General features: G+C 43.1%; 3 protein-coding genes. All 3 read left to right on the top strand.

Annotation, left to right across the window (positions count from 1 at the left end; genetic code table 11):
- The first annotated feature begins 356 nt into the window (after window positions 1-356).
- The 3 genes from HUX64_RS02300 to HUX64_RS02290 all read left to right on the top strand — a co-directional run bounded on the left by HUX64_RS02300 (window position 357) and on the right by HUX64_RS02290 (window position 3694).
- The gene (locus HUX64_RS02300) at window positions 357-1451 is read left to right on the top strand and encodes a PDDEXK family nuclease (RefSeq protein WP_174624628.1); all 1095 of its coding nucleotides are present in this window, start codon (window positions 357-359) and stop codon (window positions 1449-1451) included.
- 257 nt (window positions 1452-1708) lie between these two features.
- The gene (locus tag HUX64_RS02295) at window positions 1709-2647 is read left to right on the top strand and encodes a peptidoglycan DD-metalloendopeptidase family protein (protein WP_174624627.1); all 939 of its coding nucleotides are present in this window, start codon (window positions 1709-1711) and stop codon (window positions 2645-2647) included.
- 444 nt (window positions 2648-3091) lie between these two features.
- Complete coding sequence (locus HUX64_RS02290) at window positions 3092-3694, top strand: DUF6988 family protein (protein ID WP_217426406.1); 603 nt, start codon at window positions 3092-3094, stop codon at window positions 3692-3694.
- Window positions 3695-4272 lie beyond the last annotated feature (578 nt).

Genomic DNA, 4272 nt, shown 5'->3' with positions numbered 1-4272 from the left:
ATGAACTGAAAACGCGAATCCTAAAAGGGATCGGCGAGTTTAATGCGTCACCTGCCGTATTCCGCTGGAATAAATTCGACCTTGGGGTGGCTTAATGTGTAATTGTTTTATTGGAACTCACTACTAGGATAGCTAAATTTGAATCACGCGGAGGTGCGAGAAAACCTGATCCTTACTTTGAATATAATTCAATTCTGTTTGTTTGTTGGTTTACACACAGAATAAACGATAATTTGAATGAAGAAATGAAAAATGTTTTGTCGTTGGTTAATTGGGAAGAATACGCCGAAGGTTATGATATTTGTGATTTATAAAAATTATATTGGAATGGTTTATATTTAATTTTGAGGATAAAAATGTTGATTCATGTTGACATCACAAACGGATTAACAAGAAAAGATGCCGTCTTTTCTCCGACCACTTTCAAAGATATTTTTCTTAAAGAAAGCCATTTGGAAGAATTTATCAGAAGTCACGTCGAGATTTTGTTTGTGTCGGAAAATGGAGAAGAAGCTTCAATCGAAAGCCTTTTAATAGTCGGGCAGCACGTCGTAAACTCCGAAAGAGGCAAGAGTGACTTAATGGCTATTGACGGAAGCGGGCGCTTAGTTTTGATTGAAATAAAACGCGATCTCGAAGATATCAGGCAGCGTAAAGAACCTTTTGAATTTCAAGCTATAATGTATGCGGCAGGTCTCGCAACAATTAAAACGCAGGAGCGCCTAATCGAATTAATTTATGCTCCATACATCGAAAAACATCGCAGCGAAGAAAGCTTTAGAGAATACAAAAATTTAACGGCGAGCGAGATTGCCAGAAGAAAACTCGACGAGTTCTTGAAAATCAATAACGCTTCCGAAACTTTTAACCAGAAACAACGCATTTTATTAGTTGCATCAGAATTTGATGCTCAAACACTGTCTGCCATTTCGTGGCTTATTGCCAATGGTGTAGATTTTAGCTGCTTCACATTAAATCCGGGAAAGCTGCTGGATCAATACTTTGTGAATGTCGAACAAGTTTTGCCATTGCCAACGCTTGAAAACAATTATGTTGATATATATAGCGGAAGCAGTTTGTCGAATAGTAAACAACGAATGTCCAGTGCCACAGGTAGCAAACAATATTTGCCTAGAATTCCTCAGCTATTCGAGTGGGATATATTAAAACAAGGCGATATTTTAACCATTGCCAACAAAGAAAATTCCGAAGCCGAAGTGCTGAGCAAGACTGAAGTTCGGCATAAGGGCGAAGCAATGACCTATAACGAATGGGGAAAGCGCATTACAGGTTGGTCAACGCTCAATATCTACTTGTTTGCTGTGCATAAAGAACGCGGCAAAACGCTTGACGAATTGCGAGCTGAGAAAATGCAACAACGTCAAGCACAATCGCAAGAAGATTTGATTGAACAACCGACGAACGTAATAGAAAGTAACTTGGCTGTATGACATTACAGCTAAACATATTATTGGAAGTGAGATCGAAGAGCTACTTTGTTCAAAATAGACTTCTTCGCCTAAAAATTTCGTGTCTTATTCCTTAATTCTCCTTACAAACAGCCTATTCGCCTATACCACCCGACATCAAGTGTGAAGGCTCCAGCCACTGGCCCCGGATTGCGCAAAGCTCCATCCGGGCTACTTACTACTTACTTTGAAGCAGTTGTAAAATGCTCAACCCCGGCATTTGAATTTGCGAGTAAAAAATGAAAATCCCATTGTTTATTTTTATCCTGTTATCCCTGTTTTCATTGAATGCTACAGGGCAAAAACTCTACAAATTTCAGGATAAGCAAGGTATATGGCATTTTACCGATAAGCCGCCGAAAACCGCGCAGAAGGTTGAGGTCAGACAAATGAAGGCAGCAAACAAGCAATTGGTCTGGCTGTTGCAGTCAGGTGAAGAACGACAGCCAAGCTTTTATATTCGCAATGATTATGCCGGCCCTGTTGAAGTTGAAGTCGATTTTGCCGAGCAGGAAAATGTCCGTTCAACCCCCGAACTGCCGAAACGGTTTGTCATTGAATCGGGGAAGTCAGATACTCTTTTTGAAATAGGCGGCATTAATCAGCAGGCATCCTGGCGTATGGCTCTTAAATACCGTTACACGATAGGCAGCCCTTTAGCGCAATACTACTCTAAAATCAGTTACTTGCCGCCGCTGGCGCCCGGCGCAACCTTTCAAATTTCCCAGGCTTTTAACGGCAGTTTCAGCCATACCGACGAACAGAATAAATATGCAGTAGATATCGCCATGCCGGTGGGCACGCCGATTCATGCGGCTAGAGCCGGCATTGTCATGGAAGTTGACAATGACTTCTATAAAGGCGGCGTCAATAAAGCCTATAGCGCCGAAGCCAATAACATCATCATTCTTCATGATGATGGCTCCATGGCGATTTATGCACATTTGGAATTGGAGAAAGCCCAGGTTTATCCAGGGTTGACAGTGGCCGCAGGACAGTTGATTGGCTATTCCGGCAATACCGGTTTTTCTTCAGGCCCCCATTTGCATTTTGCAGTTCAGGTTAATAAAGGCATGGAGCTGGTTTCCGTGCCTTTTACATTTGCTGATAGAGAGGGTCAGGCACAAGAACCCTCTTATGGCGCCTGGCTAAAAGGGTTTATTCACCCTGACGGGTAATGCTGTTGATTTAAGCTCTTTTTCCTGATGAAGAGGGTTTCCGTCTTAAATCGGCAGCATTAAATCCGGCGAACTGATGGGATTACTACTCGTTTTGGCCTGCCGTGAGCTGGTCGAATCGGCCCCCTTACGTTAAGTGTACGGGCTCTAAAAGTTTTTCCAAATTTACCCGGCTGACAAATTGGCGAAGTTTGGTGAGATTATTATTCGTAGATCCATTGCTTATTGGTCATTCTGTACTAAGCTGTGACCGATCAAGCGGTTTTTAATCCCCTTTTTAATCGGGGTAGAGCAAAGAGGGGTATTTGTGTTTCGTAAATTAATCCCCTATCAAAACTTGAAGCCTACTATTTAAAGCCGTAGAGATTTTTTGCCGGTGTTATGCACCGGAAATTAGAATTTAATAGACACCCTAATAGGTGTCTAATTTACGTTATGGCTCATATGTCACTAGATAACGCCATTACTACTTCTGCAAAGTGGCTTGACGCGTGTAATGCTCGTTTAGATGGGGTTGCCGTTGAGGTTTCCAACAGAACCAGAGTTTCGGCAGGGTTATTGCATTTGTCATTAGAGCATCATGGAGCAATACAACTCTTAATATCGAATAAGTCTTACCCGCACTACGGTTCGGCCTGCGCTCTGCTCCGTCCACAGTTTGAGGGGTTCGTTCGAGGCATCTGGTTTCATCACTGCGCAAATGAGCAACAGCTGAGAAATTTCATCAACCATTGTGAGCCACCGAGAATCGATTTACTGATACTCGCTATTGAAACCGTCCCCGGTTACGAGGAAGGACTACTCAAAGCAACAAAAAAGAACGTTTGGAATGTAATGTGCGGCTATACTCATGGAGGTTTCATACAAGTTGGAAGTCGCAACACCGCTACGGAAATAGTTTCTAACTACAGCGAGGAACAAATACTGGAGTTAGTATCTGCGGCTTGTTCAATCACACTTCTTTCTGCTGTTGCTTTTTCAAAACTGCTCAATAACCAGGCTATGGCAAATGAAATTTTGTCCGAATATCAGAAGCTTTTTCAGTAACAGTCATAACACGTCGTTCCACCCGACGCGGCAAATAGCGCTCGCGCCGGTGAACTCTGCGTTAGGCGGAATCGGGACTATGCGAACAAGAACGACTTTGAGCCTGTTGATAATAGCCACCTTATCTGGCTGTGGTGACGAATGCCGGGAATACTCGGACTTTTCATGTAAAGAGATTGAGAGGGCTCCCTACAACGTATATTTCTATTATCCAAGTGGAGGAGAGGAATATTTGGGCCAGGCTGACGGGCTCTCGCAGTGCGGCAGTTTGGCTCACGGCTTTGCATCGTCTAAGAACTTGAGCGGCAACGGAGAGTGGAGTTATATCTGCTGTATGCGCGCCAAGGGTTCAGAGTGCTATGAAAAGCATCGGTGATGGCTCAGCCCCAAACCACAGCACAAGCAAATCAATGACAACCATCAGACCATTTCTTCAGCAGCAGCGTCATTTACTAGTAGTCAGTCATGTTGAAGCGAAGGGATAATTTATGGTATGACTATTGGCTTTGACGCAACGAGGTTTAGTGTCATGCCCGCCATTAAATATAAAGTCAATTTGACCGACGAAGAAAAACGTC

The organism is Candidatus Methylobacter favarea, from assembly GCF_902806695.1.
Classification (GTDB): Bacteria; Pseudomonadota; Gammaproteobacteria; order Methylococcales; family Methylomonadaceae; genus Methylobacter_B; species Methylobacter_B favarea.
This window is presented reverse-complemented; position numbering and strand designations above follow the sequence as displayed.

What these genes read in the sequence shown, in the direction of transcription:
- HUX64_RS02290 (WP_217426406.1), top strand. Translation starts at nt 3,092, where the DNA reads ATGTCACTAGATAACGCCATTACTACTTCTGCAAAGTGGCTTGACGCG.
- HUX64_RS02300 (WP_174624628.1), top strand. Translation starts at nt 357, where the DNA reads ATGTTGATTCATGTTGACATCACAAACGGATTAACAAGAAAAGATGCC.
- HUX64_RS02295 (WP_174624627.1), top strand. Translation starts at nt 1,709, where the DNA reads ATGAAAATCCCATTGTTTATTTTTATCCTGTTATCCCTGTTTTCATTG.